11 protein-coding genes, 3 tRNA genes and 4 rRNA genes are annotated in these 17843 nt (G+C 36.6%); all 18 read left to right on the forward strand.

The features are described from left to right. The 18 genes from dnaA to CDIF1296T_RS00090 all read left to right on the forward strand — a co-directional run bounded on the left by dnaA (position 1) and on the right by CDIF1296T_RS00090 (position 17678). A complete protein-coding gene (gene dnaA / locus CDIF1296T_RS00005; RefSeq protein ID WP_003420483.1) occupies positions 1-1320 on the forward strand; it encodes a chromosomal replication initiator protein DnaA in 1320 nt (439 codons plus the stop codon). 241 nt (positions 1321-1561) lie between these two features. Next, positions 1562-2668, forward strand: coding sequence for a DNA polymerase III subunit beta (gene dnaN, locus CDIF1296T_RS00010; protein WP_003420481.1), 1107 nt, complete (start codon positions 1562-1564; stop codon positions 2666-2668). Positions 2669-2804: 136 nt separating this feature from the next. After that, positions 2805-3011 carry a S4 domain-containing protein YaaA gene (yaaA, locus tag CDIF1296T_RS00015; RefSeq protein WP_003420479.1) on the forward strand — a complete coding sequence of 69 codons (207 nt, stop codon included), beginning with the start codon at positions 2805-2807 and terminating at the stop codon, positions 3009-3011. A gap of 17 nt (positions 3012-3028) precedes the next feature. Further along, positions 3029-4144 carry a DNA replication/repair protein RecF gene (recF, locus tag CDIF1296T_RS00020; protein ID WP_003429303.1) on the forward strand — a complete coding sequence of 372 codons (1116 nt, stop codon included), beginning with the start codon at positions 3029-3031 and terminating at the stop codon, positions 4142-4144. Then, on the forward strand, positions 4145-6046 hold the full coding sequence (gene gyrB / locus CDIF1296T_RS00025) for a DNA topoisomerase (ATP-hydrolyzing) subunit B (RefSeq protein WP_003434229.1): 1902 nt from the start codon (positions 4145-4147) through the stop codon (positions 6044-6046). A 19-nt stretch (positions 6047-6065) separates the two neighbouring features. Then, the gene (gene gyrA, locus CDIF1296T_RS00030) at positions 6066-8492 is read left to right on the forward strand and encodes a DNA gyrase subunit A (RefSeq protein WP_003429305.1); all 2427 of its coding nucleotides are present in this window, start codon (positions 6066-6068) and stop codon (positions 8490-8492) included. Positions 8493-8560: 68 nt separating this feature from the next. After that, positions 8561-8857: a YtxH domain-containing protein gene (locus CDIF1296T_RS00035; RefSeq protein ID WP_003420471.1), complete on the forward strand. Its 297-nt coding sequence runs from the start codon at positions 8561-8563 to the stop codon at positions 8855-8857. Next, positions 8857-9117 (forward strand): hypothetical protein, encoded by a 261-nt coding sequence (locus CDIF1296T_RS00040; protein WP_003420469.1) that lies wholly within the window; start codon positions 8857-8859, stop codon positions 9115-9117. The genes CDIF1296T_RS00035 and CDIF1296T_RS00040 overlap by 1 nt, the downstream gene beginning before the upstream one ends. Before the next feature lie 11 nt (positions 9118-9128). Continuing rightward, positions 9129-9446 (forward strand): STAS domain-containing protein, encoded by a 318-nt coding sequence (locus CDIF1296T_RS00045; RefSeq protein WP_003429306.1) that lies wholly within the window; start codon positions 9129-9131, stop codon positions 9444-9446. Between the two features lie 3 nt (positions 9447-9449). Continuing rightward, complete coding sequence (locus tag CDIF1296T_RS00050; RefSeq protein ID WP_009898866.1) at positions 9450-9857, forward strand: ATP-binding protein; 408 nt, start codon at positions 9450-9452, stop codon at positions 9855-9857. Then, positions 9857-10630 (forward strand): SigB/SigF/SigG family RNA polymerase sigma factor, encoded by a 774-nt coding sequence (locus tag CDIF1296T_RS00055; RefSeq protein ID WP_003420464.1) that lies wholly within the window; start codon positions 9857-9859, stop codon positions 10628-10630. The genes CDIF1296T_RS00050 and CDIF1296T_RS00055 overlap by 1 nt, the downstream gene beginning before the upstream one ends. 181 nt (positions 10631-10811) lie before the next feature. Next, positions 10812-12315 (forward strand): 16S ribosomal RNA (locus CDIF1296T_RS00060). A 221-nt stretch (positions 12316-12536) separates the two neighbouring features. Further along, a 23S ribosomal RNA gene (locus tag CDIF1296T_RS00065) occupies positions 12537-15434 on the forward strand. Between the two features lie 201 nt (positions 15435-15635). Then, a 5S ribosomal RNA gene (gene rrf, locus CDIF1296T_RS00070) occupies positions 15636-15752 on the forward strand. Between the two features lie 5 nt (positions 15753-15757). Further along, positions 15758-15846 (forward strand) — tRNA-Leu (locus CDIF1296T_RS00075). A gap of 11 nt (positions 15847-15857) precedes the next feature. Then, positions 15858-15934: transfer RNA gene (locus CDIF1296T_RS00080), tRNA-Ile, on the forward strand. Positions 15935-16044: 110 nt separating this feature from the next. Next, a 16S ribosomal RNA gene (locus CDIF1296T_RS00085) occupies positions 16045-17547 on the forward strand. Together the 16S, 23S and 5S rRNA genes with 3 tRNA genes alongside form the textbook arrangement of a ribosomal RNA operon. A gap of 55 nt (positions 17548-17602) precedes the next feature. After that, positions 17603-17678: transfer RNA gene (locus tag CDIF1296T_RS00090), tRNA-Ala, on the forward strand. Positions 17679-17843 lie beyond the last annotated feature (165 nt).

Below are 17843 nucleotides of genomic sequence, written 5' to 3' on the forward strand. Positions count from 1 at the left end.
ATGGATATAGTTTCTTTATGGGACAAAACCCTACAATTAATAAAAGGTGACTTAACTTCAGTAAGTTTTAATACCTTTTTTAAAAACATCGTACCATTAAAAATACATCTTAATGATTTAATCTTACTGGCTCCTAGTGATTTTAATAAAGATATCTTAGAGAATAGATATTTACATTTAATTGAAGATGCTATTAGTCAACTGTCATTAAAAAAATATAATATTAAATTTGTATTGAGCGAAAAAGAGGTTGCTGATTTAAATTCTGATAGCACAGATTTAAATTATAGAGTTCTTTACCCCAATCTAAATCCAAAATACACATTTGATACATTCGTTATTGGTAATAGCAATAGATTTGCACATGCTGCATGCGTTGCAGTTGCAGAATCTCCAGCTAAAGCTTATAACCCACTTTTTTTGTATGGAGGAGTTGGATTAGGTAAGACTCACCTAATGCATGCTATAGGTCATCATATTGTTAGTCAAAAAAAAGACTCAAAAGTAGTTTACGTTTCTTCAGAAAAATTTACTAATGAACTTATAAACTCTATAAAAGACGATAAAAACGAAGAATTTAGGAATAAATATAGAAACGTAGATGTATTACTAATCGACGATATTCAATTTATAGCAGGAAAAGAAAGAACTCAAGAAGAGTTTTTCCATACATTCAATACTCTTCATGAAGCAAACAAACAAATAATTATATCTAGTGATAGACCGCCAAAAGACATACCTACACTAGAAGATAGGCTAAGATCGAGATTTGAAATGGGACTTATAACTGATATTCAAGCACCTGACTTTGAGACAAGAATTGCTATACTTAGAAAAAAGGCTCAACTAGAACGTATAGATGTGCCAAATGAGGTTATGTCATATATAGCAAAAAATATTAAGTCAAACATAAGGGAACTAGAAGGTGCATTAACTAGAGTGGTTGCTTATTCTTCTCTTAGCAATAGGGTAATATCTTTTGATCTTGCTACAGAAGCTTTAAAAGATATTATAACAACTTCTAAAAATGAAGAAATAAATGTTCTCAGAATAAAAGAAAAAGTATCTTCTGTATTCAATTTAAAGATGGAAGATTTTAATTCTAAAAAAAGAACACGTTCAATAGCTTATCCAAGACAGATAGCTATGTATTTAACGCGCGAGCTTACTGATTTATCCCTTCCTAAAATAGGTGAAGAGTTTGGGGGTAGAGACCATACAACAGTAATTCATGCTCATGACAAAGTATCTAAGGATATAGAAGAAAGTGAAGAAATTAAGACTAAAATAGACAAAATTATATCAGATTTGAAGGGATAATTTATACACAATTGTATGTTTATATCTCTTGAATAACCTGTTAATACTTTTTTTGAACAAAAATTATTAACAAATTATCAAGTCTAAAATAACAAAGATATTAACATCTTATACACATGTTAATATCTTTGTATTTATAATGTTATACATACTTATTAACATTATCAACAACACCTACTACTATTACTACTATGATTTTAACTTATTTTTATATATAAAAAGCCAGAGGAGGTTATCCACATTGAAAATAATTTGTAATCAAAAAATCCTAGCAAATAGAATTGGAATTGCTCAAAAAGCTATTAATGGAAAAACAACAATAGAATTATTAAAAGGTATACTTATATCTACAGAAGAAGGTCAATTAAAACTTACTGGATATGATGCTGAAATAGGAATAGAAACTTATGTACAAGCAGAAATCATAGAAAAAGGTGATGTTGTTGTAGATGCAAGGCTATTTGGAGATATAATTAGAAAATTACCAGATTCCTTTGTTGAGATAGAAACTGATTCAGAAAATAATATTTACATAAATTGTGTAAATTCAAGATTTAAAATTAAAGGTTATGCAGCAAAAGAATTTCCTAAATTACCAGAATTAAATGAAGAAGATTTATATAGCATACCTCAAGAAATCCTAAAAAATATGATTAAACAAACTGTATTTGCTATCTCACAGGACCAAACAAAACCTGTTTTAATGGGAGAACTTTTAGAAATTGTAGATAGAAACTTAAATTTAGTAGCAATTGATGGATATAGATTAGCTGTAAAAAGTTGTTCGGTTGATAGTTTAACTGAAAATATAAAAGTCATAATTCCTGGAAAGACACTTATAGATGTAAATAGTTTGCTTTCTGGAGAGGATAATGTTAAAGTTGGATTTAACGAAAAAAATGCTATTTTTATAATTAATGATACGAAAATTATTACAAGATTGCTTGAAGGAGATTTTATTGATTATAAAAAATTATTGCCAAGAGAACATAACAGCAGAGTTAAATTAAATACTAAGGAACTTTTAAATAGTATAGAGAGAGCGTCTTTATTGTCTCAATCAGAAAAAAATAATCTTATAAAGTTATCTATAAGAGATAAAGTAATGGCAATTACTTCTAATACAGAAAAAGGAAATGTGTATGAAGAAGTTGAAATAGATTTAGATGGAGATTACCTAGATATAGCTTTCAATTCTAGATATTTTATCGAAGGTTTGAAAAATATAGATAATGAGGAAATATTTATAGAATTTACTACAAATGTAAATCCTTGTATAATTAAACCAACAGATGATGTTAATTATATTTACTTACTGCTTCCAGTAAGAATATCATCAAATATATAGCAGACATGAAGGAGTTGTCTTTTGTAGAAAATTTTTCTAATCTTAGACAACTCCTTTTATAAGCATATTTATGGTATAATATACTTTTAGTGTATCAATAGGAATTTGTTTAAAATAGTGACAAGGAGGAACTATTATGACTGAAATAACTATAGAATCAGAATATATAAAGTTGGATCAATTTCTTAAATTAGCAGAGATTGCATCAACAGGAGGTCATGCAAAATTTTTAATTCAAGAAGGTTTAGTGACAGTAAATGATGAAATAGAATTAAGAAGAGGAAAAAAGATAAAATCAGGAGATATAGTTGAAATAGAAGGAACTAAAATAAAAGTATTGTAAAAAAAGGAGAACTTTTTGTGAAACTTAAAAGTTTGCAACTTGTTAATTTTAGAAATTATAAAAAGTTGCATCTGGAATTTAATGGGAAAGTAAATCTACTTGTTGGTAAAAATGGTCAAGGAAAGACAAATATAGTAGAATCTATTTATATGCTTTCTTTTGGAAAATCATTTAGGACTAACAAAGATAAAGAAATGGTTAGATTTAATAGTGAAAACTTATATATTGGAGGAAGTTTTTCAAAATATAATAAATATAGTCTAATAGAGCTAATTATTGGAAAAGATAAAAAAGGGATAAGAATAAATAAAGTTCCTTTACAAAAGATACAAGAACTACTTGGCAACTTAAATGTTGTTATATTTTCTCCTGAGGATTTAAGGTTGGTTAAAGAGGGTCCTAAAGAAAGAAGGGCATTTATAGACAAAGAGATTAGTCAGATTATACCTAAATATTATAAATATCTTACCAATTATAATAAAACACTTTCTCAAAGGAGTAGGGTGCTTAAAAATATACATGTTGATGAAGCTTTATTAGATGTATATGATGATACGTTAGCAAAGTATGGAAGTTATATTTATATTTTGCGTAGAGACTTTATAAAAAAGATAGCTAATATATCTGAAAATATGCATATGAATTTGACTAATGGAGTTGAAAGATTATCAATTCGATATAAAAATCAAATAAATATAACTGATGAAGATACTATAGATACAGTATATAATAAATTTTTAGCCAAGTTGTCATCGAATAGACCTAATGATATAGAATCTAAGACTACCAGATATGGTATACACAAAGATGACTTAAATATATTCATAAATGATTTAGATGCAAGACTTTTTGGTTCACAAGGTCAACAAAGAACTGCTTCAATATCATTAAAGTTATCAGAGATAGAATTAATAAAAAATGAAGTTGAAGAATATCCAGTATTAATTTTAGATGATGTTTTTAGTGAGTTAGATGAAGCAAGACAAAAACTTTTAGTAAATAATTTAAGCAATGTTCAAATGTTTATAACAAGTGCTGAAGTTTCACATAAAAAAATATTTGATGAAAAAAATGTTACAATATTTAATATTGAAAATGGCGATGTTATTAGCATAGAGAATGGAGGAAATTAAATGAAACAAGAATACGGTGCAAGTCAGATACAAGTATTAGAGGGATTAGAAGCCGTTAGAAAAAGACCAGGTATGTATATTGGTAGTACAAGCCCTAGAGGTTTACATCACTTAGTTTATGAAGTTGTAGATAATAGTATAGATGAGGCTTTACAAGGATATTGTTCAGACATATATGTATCTATTAATGAAGATGGCAGTGTTTTAGTAAAAGATAACGGAAGAGGTATACCTGTTGAAATACATCCTAAAACTGGTAAATCAACTTTAGAAACAGTATTAACTAATCTTCATGCAGGAGGAAAGTTTGGAGGCGGAGGATATAAAGTATCTGGAGGTCTTCATGGAGTTGGTGTTTCTGTAGTTAATGCATTGTCAAAATGGATGGTAGCAGAGGTTTATTTAAACGGAAAGATATATAAGCAGACATATGAGAAAGGATTGCCAACATCTAAGCTTGAAGTAGTTGGAGAATCTCAAGATAAAGGAACAATGATTCAATTTATGCCAGATGAGACAATATTTGATGAAATAGAGTTTAAATATGAAACATTGGAGTATAGGCTTAGAGAACTTTCTTTCTTGAATAAAGGAATAAAAATAGTATTTGAAGATAAAAGAGAAGGACAAGAAAAAAGAAAAGAATTTCACTATACAGGTGGTTTGGTAGAATATATTAAGTATTTAAATAAATCTAGAACTGGTATACATGATGACATAGTTTATATAGATAAAAAGGTTGATGATTGTTTTGTTGAACTAGCTATGCAATATACAGATGGTTATACAGAGAACATATATTCTTTTGCAAACAATATAAATACACATGAAGGTGGTTCTCATTTAAGTGGATTTAAAGCAGCTCTTACTAAAACTGTAAATGATTATGCTAAGAGAAATAAATTTTTAAAGGAAAATGATGTTAACCTACTTGGTGAAGACATAAGAGAAGGTCTTACAGCAGTAGTATCAGTTAAATTACCAGAACCTCAATTTGAAGGTCAAACTAAAACAAAGCTAGGTAATAGCTTTATGAGAGGTATAGTTGATAGTGTAACAGTTGATGAACTGGGGTCTTTCCTAGAAGAAAACCCATCAACAGCAAGAATCATAGTTGATAAAGCTTTAAGAGCACAAAGAGCTAGAGAAGCTGCAAAAAAAGCAAGAGAATTAACAAGGAGAAAAAGTGTATTAGAAAGTACATCTTTACCTGGAAAACTTGCAGATTGTGCAGAAAAAGATCCATCTAAAAGTGAAATATTCTTAGTCGAAGGGGATTCAGCGGGAGGTTCAGCTAAACAAGGTAGAGATAGAAATAGTCAAGCTATACTTCCATTAAGAGGGAAAATACTTAATGTTGAGAAATCAAGACTAGATAGGATACTATCTTCAGATGAAATAAAAAATATGATAACAGCTTATGGTTGTGGTATTGGAGAAGATTTTGATATAGATAAGGCTAGGTATCATAAAATTATAATTATGACCGATGCTGATGTAGACGGAGCCCATATAAGAACTTTATTATTAACATTCTTCTTTAGATATATGAGACCTCTTATAGATGAGGGGTATGTTTATGCAGCACAGCCACCTTTATATAAAGTGACAAAGCAAAAGAAGGAACATTATGTTTACTCAGATAAAGAGTTAAATATCTTACTAGATGAAATTGGAAGAAATGGTGTTGAACTTCAAAGGTACAAAGGTCTTGGAGAGATGAATGCAGAGCAATTATGGGAAACAACTATGAATCCTGAGACAAGAACTTTATTACAAGTTACTGTAGAAGATGCTGCAATTGCAGATGAAGTATTTTCAATGCTTATGGGTGATAAGGTTGCTCCAAGAAAAGAATTTATAGAAGAAAATGCAAGATTTGTTAGAAACTTAGATATATAGAGAGAGGGGATTAGTATACATGGAAGAAAATAACAAAATACTCCCTATTGAAATAGCGGAAGAAATGAAAAAATCGTATATTGATTATTCAATGAGTGTTATAGCTGGACGTGCTCTTCCTGATGTTAGAGATGGTTTAAAGCCAGTTCATAGAAGAATATTATATTCAATGAGTGAGTTAAATTTAACTCCAGATAAACCATACAGGAAGTCAGCTCGTATTGTTGGGGACGTTTTAGGTAAGTACCATCCTCATGGAGATACTGCTGTTTATTATGCTATGGTAAGAATGGCACAAGATTTTTCAACTAGAGCACTTTTAGTAGATGGTCATGGTAACTTTGGTTCTGTTGATGGGGATTCACCAGCTGCTATGCGTTATACAGAAGCTAAAATGAGTAAATTATCATTAGAACTACTAAGAGATATTGAAAAGGAAACTGTAGACTTTAAACCAAACTTTGATGAGTCGTTAAAAGAGCCTTCAGTATTGCCAGCTAGATATCCTAATTTATTAGTAAATGGCTCAAATGGTATAGCTGTTGGTATGGCAACTTCAATACCTCCACATAATTTAGCAGAAGTAATTGATGCAACTGTATATTTGATAGATAATCCAGAGTGTAGTGTAGATGATTTAATAAAATTTGTTCAAGGACCAGATTTCCCTACAGCTGCAATTATAATGGGAAAAGAAAGTATAGCAGAAGCATACAGAACTGGAAGAGGAAAAGTTAAAGTTAGGTCTAGAGCTTTTATAGAAGAGCTACCAAAAGGAAAACAGCAAATAATAGTTACAGAAATACCTTATCAAGTAAATAAGGCTAAACTCGTTGAAAGAATAGCAGAGTTAGTTAAAGAAAAGAGAATAGAAGGTATATCAGACCTAAGAGACGAAAGTAATAGAAATGGTATGAGAATTGTTATAGAATTAAAGAGGGATGCTAATGCTAATATAGTATTAAATAATTTGTATAAACATTCTCAAATGGAAGATACTTTTAGTATAATAATGCTTGCACTTGTAGATGGTCAGCCAAGAGTTTTAAATCTTAAACAAATATTATATCATTATATTAAACATCAAGAAGATGTTGTTACAAGAAGAACTAAATTTGAACTAAATAAAGCTGAAGCAAGAGCACATATTTTAGAAGGATTAAAGATTGCTTTAGATAATATAGATGCTGTTATAAGCTTGATAAGAGCTTCAAAGACTGGGCAAGAAGCTAAGCTAGGTTTAATAGAAAAATTCAAATTAACTGAAATCCAAGCACAAGCTATATTAGATATGAGACTTCAAAGACTTACAGGTTTAGAAAGAGATAAGATAGAAGCTGAATATGAAGATTTAATCAAGAAGATAAATAGATTAAAAGAGATTTTAGCTGATGAAAGATTACTTTTAAATGTAATAAAGGATGAAATTACAATAATAAAAGAAAATTACTCTGATGAGAGAAGAACAGAAATAAGACATGCTGAAGGCGAAATAGATATGAGAGATCTTATAAGTGATGAAGAAATAGCAATAACTCTTACTCACTTTGGATATATAAAAAGGCTTCCATCTGATACTTATAAGAGTCAAAAAAGGGGTGGAAGAGGTATTTCAGCACTTACAACTAGAGAAGAAGATTTTGTAAGGCACTTGGTAACTACAACTACTCATAGTAGACTATTATTCTTTACAAATAAAGGTAGAGTATTTAAATTAAATGCATATGAAATACCAGAAGGTAAGAGACAGGCTAAAGGTACTGCTATAGTGAATTTACTTCAATTGTCAGCAGATGAGAAAATTGCTACTCTAATACCTATTGATGGTAATGATGAAAATGAATATTTATTACTTGCAACGAAAAAAGGTATTGTTAAAAAGACTAAGAGAGAAGAGTTCAAAAATATAAATAAATCTGGTCTTATTGCTATAGGTTTAAGAGATGATGATGAGCTTATTGGAGTAGAACTTACAGATGGAAAACAAGAAGTACTTTTAGTAACTAAAGAAGGTATGTCTATAAGATTTGATGAAAATGATATAAGATATATGGGTAGAACAGCAATGGGTGTAAAAGGTATAACTTTAAGTAAAGAAGATTTTGTTGTGTCTATGAACCTTTGCAGTAAAGGTACAGATGTGTTAGTTGTAAGTAAGAATGGTTTTGGAAAGAGAACAAATATAGAAGAGTATAGAAGTCAAATAAGAGCTGGTAAAGGAATTAAAACTTATAATATATCTGAAAAAACTGGTACAATTGTAGGTGCAGATATGGTCAACGAAGATGATGAGATAATGATTATAAATTCTGATGGAGTTCTTATTAGAATAAGAGTCAATGAAATATCACTGTTTGGAAGAGTTACAAGTGGTGTTAAATTAATGAAGACGAATGATGAAGTCAATGTAGTTTCGATTGCCAAAATAAATATTGAAGAAGAATAGGATAAATATCCTATTCTTTTTGTATAATGTAGTTAGATAAAAATTTAAAATTGAAAGGAGTAATTGTTATGTGCAATAAAAGAAGTTGTAAAAAAGGTGGATTTTTATTATTAGGAGCTATTTTAGGGTTTATATTTGGTATGTTTTTTGCACCTAAAAAAGGTTCTGAACTAAGAAAAGAAACAAAAGAGAAGTTTAATGATGTTAAAGAAAATCCAAAAGAAGTTCTACATGAAACATTTAATGATGTTAAAGAGAGAATAATAAATTTAGTGGATGATGATAATAATGAAGAAGATATAAAGATTTCAGAAGAAGATATAGTAATAAGTAAAAGCTTTGATGATGAGGGAGATGTTAACTAATGAATGCATGGGGGTGGCAAATTGGAGCAGTGTTAGTAGGAAGCTCTGCTCTTATAGTAGCAATTTATTTAGCTAAAACTCTAAACAGCATAAATAAGGTTGTTGAAAAGGCATATAAGATTGTAGATTATAATGAAAGACATATACAAGATATTGTTGAAAATGCATCATCAATATCAAAGGGAATAGATGATATAGTTTATGTAATTAATAAAATATTGAGTATAGGAAATATATTTAAAATTATTAAAAGGAAATAGGAGGTTTTTACATGTCTATGAATATTGATTCAAATTTAGATTCACAAAATAAATTTTGGAATGTTTGTCTTGATGGAGAACTTGATGTTTCTACAGCAGATAAACTAAAGGAACATTTACATGCTTTAATAGAAAAAAATATGTTAGATGTAAAGATTAATCTTAAAGATTTAGATTATATAGACTCAACAGGCTTAGGAGCTATGATAGGTGTATTAAAAAAATTAAAAATAAATGAAAAAGAGATATACATAGTAAATCCTAAGAGTAACGTAAGAAAGATTTTTACTATAACAGGTCTAGATAAAATATTTAAAGTGGAGGGATAAACTTTGGCTTGTGAGACTATAAAGATGGAAATTACTACAAATCCAGATTATGTTAGTATAATAAGATTAACAGCATCTGGAATTGCCAATAAGATGGGTTTTCCAATAGATGATATAGAAGATATAAAGGTAGCAGTATCTGAAGCATGTACAAATGCAATAAAACACAGTAAAGATGATGTGTTTTATATAGTATTTAATATTTTAGATAATGCAATTAATATAGAAATTCAAGATAATGGAAAAGGATATGATGTTAGCTCAATAAGTACACCAGATTTAGAGAATCCAAAAGAGAGTGGTCTTGGATTGTTTATAATTAAAACTTTAATGGATGATGTAGATATTGAATCAGAACATAATCAAGGGACAAAAATAAAAATGACTAAATATTTAGGAGTTGATATTTAATGAAAAATGTAGCTAATGCTACACATTACCTAAATATGGATACAAAAGAGCTATTTAATTTATATAATAAAAATAAAAATGTAGACATTAGAAATATTCTTATTGAAAGACATCTGTATTTAGCAAGATTGTTAGCTAAGAAGTATATAAACAAAGGTGTTGATTTTGAAGATATATATCAAGTTGCTTCATTGGCATTAATTTATGCTATTGATAGATATGATGTTGAGAAAGGATTTGAGTTCTCCAGCTTTGCAACACCAACTATAGTAGGAGAAATAAAAAAGTATTTTAGAGATAAAGTATGGACACTTAGAGTCCCAAGAAGAATACAGGAATTAAGCAAAAAGATAAGTGATGCGAAGATTAAATTAGAACAAGAAAATAAGAAGCATCCAAAGGTAAAAGATATAGCTGATTATATAGGCGTTAGTGAAGAAGATGTTTTAGAGGCTATGGAGGCTTCTTATGGATATCAACCAATGTCTTTGGATTCATCAAGTAATGATGATTCAGAGGATAAAGATATAACTCTTATTGATAAGATTGGAAAAGAAGAAGGTAACTTTGGAAGTATAGAGTATGAAGATTTTATTAATAAGTTTATTGAAACTTTAAATGAATTAGAAGTTAAAATTTTTAAAGATAGATTTTTCTTTGATAAAACACAATCTAGTATAGCTAAAGAACTAGGGATATCACAGATGACTGTTTCTAGACTAGAGAAAAAGGTAGTAGAGAAGCTGAAAAAAGAATATGAAAAAAATTTATAAAAAAATATAAAAAAAGTATTGACCTACTGTTTTAAAGATGGTATAGTATTACTTGTCCTTGAAAAAAGGAACAAGAAATAAACACGAACATTGAAAATTAAACAGTAGGTTAATTTATATTAAGAAACAAACCATAAAGCCAGATATTTTGATAACAATAGTATCTGAGCCTGATAAACTTTTATTTGAGAGTTTGATCCTGGCTCAGGATGAACGCTGGCGGCGTGCCTAACACATGCAAGTTGAGCGATTTACTTCGGTAAAGAGCGGCGGACGGGTGAGTAACGCGTGGGTAACCTACCCTGTACACACGGATAACATACCGAAAGGTATGCTAATACGGGATAATATATTTGAGAGGCATCTCTTGAATATCAAAGGTGAGCCAGTACAGGATGGACCCGCGTCTGATTAGCTAGTTGGTAAGGTAACGGCTTACCAAGGCGACGATCAGTAGCCGACCTGAGAGGGTGATCGGCCACATTGGAACTGAGACACGGTCCAAACTCCTACGGGAGGCAGCAGTGGGGAATATTGCACAATGGGCGAAAGCCTGATGCAGCAACGCCGCGTGAGTGATGAAGGCCTTCGGGTCGTAAAACTCTGTCCTCAAGGAAGATAATGACGGTACTTGAGGAGGAAGCCCCGGCTAACTACGTGCCAGCAGCCGCGGTAATACGTAGGGGGCTAGCGTTATCCGGATTTACTGGGCGTAAAGGGTGCGTAGGCGGTCTTTCAAGTCAGGAGTGAAAGGCTACGGCTCAACCGTAGTAAGCTCTTGAAACTGGGAGACTTGAGTGCAGGAGAGGAGAGTGGAATTCCTAGTGTAGCGGTGAAATGCGTAGATATTAGGAGGAACACCAGTTGCGAAGGCGGCTCTCTGGACTGTAACTGACGCTGAGGCACGAAAGCGTGGGGAGCAAACAGGATTAGATACCCTGGTAGTCCACGCTGTAAACGATGAGTACTAGGTGTCGGGGGTTACCCCCCTCGGTGCCGCAGCTAACGCATTAAGTACTCCGCCTGGGAAGTACGCTCGCAAGAGTGAAACTCAAAGGAATTGACGGGGACCCGCACAAGTAGCGGAGCATGTGGTTTAATTCGAAGCAACGCGAAGAACCTTACCTAAGCTTGACATCCCAATGACATCTCCTTAATCGGAGAGTTCCCTTCGGGGGACATTGGTGACAGGTGGTGCATGGTTGTCGTCAGCTCGTGTCGTGAGATGTTGGGTTAAGTCCCGCAACGAGCGCAACCCTTGTCTTTAGTTGCCATCATTAAGTTGGGCACTCTAGAGAGACTGCCAGGGATAACCTGGAGGAAGGTGGGGATGACGTCAAATCATCATGCCCCTTATGCTTAGGGCTACACACGTGCTACAATGGGTAGTACAGAGGGTTGCCAAGCCGTAAGGTGGAGCTAATCCCTTAAAGCTACTCTCAGTTCGGATTGTAGGCTGAAACTCGCCTACATGAAGCTGGAGTTACTAGTAATCGCAGATCAGAATGCTGCGGTGAATGCGTTCCCGGGTCTTGTACACACCGCCCGTCACACCACGGGAGTTGGAGACGCCCGAAGCCGATTATCTAACCTTTTGGAAGAAGTCGTCGAAGGTGGAATCAATAACTGGGGTGAAGTCGTAACAAGGTAGCCGTATCGGAAGGTGCGGCTGGATCACCTCCTTTCTAAGGAGAATTACCTACTGTTTAATTTTGAGGGTTCGTTTTTACGAATACTCAAAATTAGCACTTTAAGCAACGGGATTTATTCGTTGGCGCTGTGCGTTAGCACTTTGAAAACTGCATATATATTTAGTGATATGACATCTAATTTGTAATATATAAAGCTGATAACTTTTTAAAATTATCGAAGTTGATAGCTTCTAATCTATCAAACCTTTTTAACTGGTCAAGTTATTAAGGGTGCAGGGCGGATGCCTTGGCACTAGGAGCCGATGAAGGACGTGATAAGCTGCGATAAGCTTCGGGGAGTTGCACGTAAACTTTGATCCGAAGATTTCCGAATGAGGAAACTCACTTAGAGTAATGTCTAAGTATCATTAAGTGAATACATAGCTTAATGAGGGGAACTCAGGGAACTGAAACATCTAAGTACCTGAAGGAAGAGAAAGAAATTCGATTCCGTAAGTAGCGGCGAGCGAACGCGGATTAGCCCAAACCAATAAAGTTTTCTTTATTGGGGTTGCGGACATATCATAACGAAGAGGTATCGTAATTGAAGAGGTTTGGAAAGACCCACCACAGAAGGTAATAGTCCTGTATGTTAAACGAAAAGACTTTAGATATGATCCAGAGTACCACGGGACACGTGAAACCCTGTGGGAAGCAGGAGGGACCACCCTCCAAGGCTAAATACTACCTAGTGACCGATAGCGTATAGTACCGTGAGGGAAAGGTGAAAAGAACCCCGGGAGGGGAGTGAAATAGAACCTGAAACCCTGCACTTACAAGCTGTGGAAGCACATTTCTTGTGTGACCGCGTACTTTTTGTAGAACGGGCCAACGAGTTACGTTAAGTAGCAAGGTTAAGCACTTAAGGTGCGGAGCCGTAGCGAAAGCGAGTTTTAACTGAGCGTTCAGTTACTTGACGTAGACCCGAAACCGGGCGACCTACCCATGAGCAGGATGAAGCGAAAGTAAAATTTCGTGGAGGTCCGAACCCACGAGCGTTGAAAAGCTCGGGGATGACTTGTGGGTAGCGGTGAAATTCCAATCGAGCCCGGAGATAGCTGGTTCTCCCCGAAATAGCTTTAGGGCTAGCCTCAAGGTGAGAGATACGGAGGTAGAGCACTGAATGTCCTAGGGGGTATTGCACCTACCGAAGACTATCAAACTCCGAATGCCGTCATCTTATACTTGGGAGTCAGACTGTGGGTGATAAGATTCATAGTCGAAAGGGCAACAGCCCAGATCGTCAGCTAAGGTCCCTAAATGTAAGTTAAGTGGTAAAGGATGTGGGATTGCACAGACAACCAGGATGTTGGCTTAGAAGCAGCCACTCATTCAAAGAGTGCGTAATAGCTCACTGGTCGAGTGATCCTGCGCCGAAGATTTCCGGGGCTAAAACTTACTACCGAAGCTACGGCATCAGTAATGATGGGTAGGGGAGCTTCCCATACGGGTTGAAGCATGACCGTAAGGACATGTGGACAGTATGGGAGTGAGAATGTTGGCATGAGTAGCGAAATGTGGGTGGGAATCCCACAGGCCGTAAACCCAAGGTTTCCAGGGGAAGGTTCGTCCGCCCTGGGTTAGTCGGGACCTAAGCTGAGGCCGAAAGGCGTAGGTGATGGACAACAGGTTGATATTCCTGTACTACCGATAACCGTTTGAGAGAAGGGATGACACAGTAGGATAAGCTAAGCACACTGTTGGTTATGTGTGCCCAAGCATTGAGGCAGTCAAAGTAGGCAAATCCGCTTTGATAATGCTGGGATGTGATGGGGAGCGAAATTTAGTAGCGAAGTAGCTGATTTCACACTGTCAAGAAAAGTCTCTATCGAGGTTAAAGGTACCCGTACCGCAAACCGACACAGGTGGGTGAGGAGAGTATCCTAAGGCCAGCGAGAGAACTGTTGTTAAGGAACTCGGCAAAATGACCCCGTAACTTAGGGATAAGGGGTGCCACCATCAGGTGGCCGCAGAGAATAGGCCCAAGCGACTGTTTACCAAAAACATAGGTTTCTGCTAAGTCGCAAGACGATGTATAGGAGCTGACGCCTGCCCGGTGCTGGAAGGTTAAGGGGATCTGTTAGAGCAATCGAAGCAGTGAACTTAAGCCCCAGTAAACGGCGGCCGTAACTATAACGGTCCTAAGGTAGCGAAATTCCTTGTCGGGTAAGTTCCGACCCGCACGAAAGGCGTAACGATTTGGGCACTGTCTCAACAACAGACTCGGTGAAATTGTAATTCCGGTGAAGATGCCGGATACCTGCGACAGGACGGAAAGACCCCATGGAGCTTTACTGTAGCTTGACATTGGGTCTTGGTACTACATGTACAGGATAGGTGGGAGGCTTTGAAACCAGGACGCCAGTTTTGGCGGAGCCATCCTTGGGATACCACCCTTGTAGTACTGGGACTCTAACCATAGGCCATGAATCTGGTCTTGGGACACTGTCAGGTGGGCAGTTTGACTGGGGCGGTCGCCTCCCAAAAGGTAACGGAGGCGCTCAAAGGTTCTCTCAGTACGGTCGGAAATCGTACGTAGAGTGTAAAGGCAAAAGAGAGCTTGATTGCAAGACATACAGGTCGAGCAAGGATGAAAATCGGACTTAGTGATCCGGTGGTTCTGCGTGGAAGGGCCATCGCTCAACGGATAAAAGCTACCCTGGGGATAACAGGCTTATCTCCCCCAAGAGTCCACATCGACGGGGAGGTTTGGCACCTCGATGTCGGCTCATCACATCCTGGGGCTGTAGTAGGTCCCAAGGGTTGGGCTGTTCGCCCATTAAAGTGGTACGCGAGCTGGGTTCAGAACGTCGTGAGACAGTTCGGTCCCTATCCGTCGCAGGCGTAGGAAATTTGAGAAGACCTGTCCTTAGTACGAGAGGACCGGGATGGACGTACCTCTGGTGTACCAGTTGTCCTGCCAAGGGCATGGCTGGGTAGCTATGTACGGAATGGATAAGCGCTGAAAGCATCTAAGCGCGAAGCCAACTTCAAGATAAGATTTCCCACCGCAAGGGTAAGACCCCAGAAAGACTATCTGGTTGATAGGTCGAAGGTGTAAGTGCAGCAATGTATTTAGCTTATCGATACTAATAGGTCGAGGACTTGACCAATATTATTTGATGTCATTCATTAAGATATATGTGCAGTTTTTAGAGTGCTAACTCTATATTTTTAAACTTGTCAAAACTTATGGATTTTTAATAGTTTTATAAGGCAAAAAATCGAATAAAAAAAGTATTGACACAATAAGACAAAGATGTTATTATAATACTTGTCTTAGAAAAAAAGTTAAATGAAAATTTAGACAATAATCTGGTTATAATAGCAGAGAGGATACACCTGTTCCCATTCCGAACACAGAAGTTAAGCTCTCTAGCGCTGATGGTACTTGGTGGGAAACTGCCTGGGAGAGTAGGACATAGCCAGGTGATGTGCCGAAGTGGCGGAACTGGCAGACGCACAGGACTTAAAATCCTGCGGGACTTACCTCTCGTACCGGTTCGATTCCGGTCTTCGGCACCACAAATTATTGTGGGCCATTAGCTCAGTTGGTTAGAGCGCCCGGCTCATAACCGGTAGGTCTGGGGTTCGAGTCCCTGATGGCCCACCACAATAATTTAAAGAACTTTGAAAATTAAACAGTAGGTTAATTTATAAAACAAGAAACAAACCATAAAGCCAGATATTTTGATAACAATAGTATCTGAGCCTGATAAACTTTTATTTGAGAGTTTGATCCTGGCTCAGGATGAACGCTGGCGGCGTGCCTAACACATGCAAGTTGAGCGATTTACTTCGGTAAAGAGCGGCGGACGGGTGAGTAACGCGTGGGTAACCTACCCTGTACACACGGATAACATACCGAAAGGTATGCTAATACGGGATAATATATTTGAGAGGCATCTCTTAAATATCAAAGGTGAGCCAGTACAGGATGGACCCGCGTCTGATTAGCTAGTTGGTAAGGTAACGGCTTACCAAGGCGACGATCAGTAGCCGACCTGAGAGGGTGATCGGCCACATTGGAACTGAGACACGGTCCAAACTCCTACGGGAGGCAGCAGTGGGGAATATTGCACAATGGGCGAAAGCCTGATGCAGCAACGCCGCGTGAGTGATGAAGGCCTTCGGGTCGTAAAACTCTGTCCTCAAGGAAGATAATGACGGTACTTGAGGAGGAAGCCCCGGCTAACTACGTGCCAGCAGCCGCGGTAATACGTAGGGGGCTAGCGTTATCCGGATTTACTGGGCGTAAAGGGTGCGTAGGCGGTCTTTCAAGTCAGGAGTGAAAGGCTACGGCTCAACCGTAGTAAGCTCTTGAAACTGGGAGACTTGAGTGCAGGAGAGGAGAGTGGAATTCCTAGTGTAGCGGTGAAATGCGTAGATATTAGGAGGAACACCAGTTGCGAAGGCGGCTCTCTGGACTGTAACTGACGCTGAGGCACGAAAGCGTGGGGAGCAAACAGGATTAGATACCCTGGTAGTCCACGCTGTAAACGATGAGTACTAGGTGTCGGGGGTTACCCCCCTCGGTGCCGCAGCTAACGCATTAAGTACTCCGCCTGGGAAGTACGCTCGCAAGAGTGAAACTCAAAGGAATTGACGGGGACCCGCACAAGTAGCGGAGCATGTGGTTTAATTCGAAGCAACGCGAAGAACCTTACCTAAGCTTGACATCCCAATGACATCTCCTTAATCGGAGAGTTCCCTTCGGGGACATTGGTGACAGGTGGTGCATGGTTGTCGTCAGCTCGTGTCGTGAGATGTTGGGTTAAGTCCCGCAACGAGCGCAACCCTTGTCTTTAGTTGCCATCATTAAGTTGGGCACTCTAGAGAGACTGCCAGGGATAACCTGGAGGAAGGTGGGGATGACGTCAAATCATCATGCCCCTTATGCTTAGGGCTACACACGTGCTACAATGGGTAGTACAGAGGGTTGCCAAGCCGTAAGGTGGAGCTAATCCCTTAAAGCTACTCTCAGTTCGGATTGTAGGCTGAAACTCGCCTACATGAAGCTGGAGTTACTAGTAATCGCAGATCAGAATGCTGCGGTGAATGCGTTCCCGGGTCTTGTACACACCGCCCGTCACACCACGGGAGTTGGAGACGCCCGAAGCCGATTATCTAACCTTTTGGAAGAAGTCGTCGAAGGTGGAATCAATAACTGGGGTGAAGTCGTAACAAGGTAGCCGTATCGGAAGGTGCGGCTGGATCACCTCCTTTCTAAGGAGAATTGCCTACTGTTTAATTTTGAAAGTTCTTTACGAACTTTATATATGGGGGTGTAGCTCAGTTGGGAGAGCACTTGCCTTGCAAGCAAGGGGTCAGGAGTTCGACTCTCCTCATCTCCACCATTTAAGAGTATATTACTTAAATCTTTGATTTACTTAGTAGCCTCTTACAATGCACTTATAGCTTAAATTTATACAAGCTTTGTGTGTTAGCACTTTAAGCAACAGAATAAACTGAACGCATGTGAAGTTTGTTTGTTGGCGCTGTGCGTTAGCACTTTAAGTAAC

Source organism: Clostridioides difficile ATCC 9689 = DSM 1296 (assembly GCF_001077535.1).
Taxonomy (GTDB): Bacteria; Bacillota; Clostridia; order Peptostreptococcales; family Peptostreptococcaceae; genus Clostridioides; species Clostridioides difficile.

Coding starts and splice junctions, on each gene's coding strand:
- dnaA (WP_003420483.1), top strand. CDS start 1: ATGGATATAGTTTCTTTATGGGACAAAACCCTACAATTAATAAAAGGT.
- yaaA (WP_003420479.1), top strand. CDS start 2,805: ATGACTGAAATAACTATAGAATCAGAATATATAAAGTTGGATCAATTT.
- gyrB (WP_003434229.1), top strand. CDS start 4,145: ATGAAACAAGAATACGGTGCAAGTCAGATACAAGTATTAGAGGGATTA.
- gyrA (WP_003429305.1), top strand. CDS start 6,066: ATGGAAGAAAATAACAAAATACTCCCTATTGAAATAGCGGAAGAAATG.
- CDIF1296T_RS00035 (WP_003420471.1), top strand. CDS start 8,561: ATGTGCAATAAAAGAAGTTGTAAAAAAGGTGGATTTTTATTATTAGGA.
- CDIF1296T_RS00040 (WP_003420469.1), top strand. CDS start 8,857: ATGAATGCATGGGGGTGGCAAATTGGAGCAGTGTTAGTAGGAAGCTCT.
- CDIF1296T_RS00045 (WP_003429306.1), top strand. CDS start 9,129: ATGTCTATGAATATTGATTCAAATTTAGATTCACAAAATAAATTTTGG.
- CDIF1296T_RS00055 (WP_003420464.1), top strand. CDS start 9,857: ATGAAAAATGTAGCTAATGCTACACATTACCTAAATATGGATACAAAA.